The 495-nt window shown below is 71.9% G+C and carries 1 protein-coding gene; it reads right to left on the minus strand.

Annotated elements, in window-relative coordinates; all coding sequences use genetic code 11:
- Positions 1-495, minus strand: a 495-nt coding sequence (locus KN815_RS36940; protein ID WP_216346215.1) for a SpnB-like Rossmann fold domain-containing protein, incomplete at both ends; no start/stop codon positions are given.

Raw genomic sequence — 495 nt, forward strand, 5'->3', positions numbered from 1 at the left:
GCCTCGGCCCCTTGACGGCTCGTCAGCACGATCCGCTCCACACCGGTATCCGCCAGCCAGCGCGCCACATGGCGGCCCAGTGCCCCTGTACCGCCCGTGACCAGAGCGGTGCCGCGACCCCGCCAAGCGGCCGACACCGCAGTGGTCGCTTCCGCCCGCGTCAGACGAGCGGCCCACGTCCCGGTGGCACGGATGGCGATCTGATCCTCACCGGTGTCACCGGCGAGGACGGTGGCCAGTGCCTCCTCCGTGGGGTCGTCCATGACCGCCGGAAGGTCGATCAGCCCGCCCCAACGGTCCGGATGCTCCAAGCCAATGACGCGGCCCAGCCCCCAGACTCCGGCCTGGTCAGGATCCACCACGTCTCCGTCGACCGCCGCGACCGCACCCCGGGTGACGCACCACAACGGTGCATCGACCCCGGCGGCCAGGAGGTTCTGGAGCAGGGACACCGTCGCCTCGACCGACAGCAGCGACACCACACCCGCGACCGCC

It is taken from the genome of Streptomyces niphimycinicus (assembly GCF_018883605.1).
GTDB classification, from domain to species: Bacteria; Actinomycetota; Actinomycetes; order Streptomycetales; family Streptomycetaceae; genus Streptomyces; species Streptomyces niphimycinicus.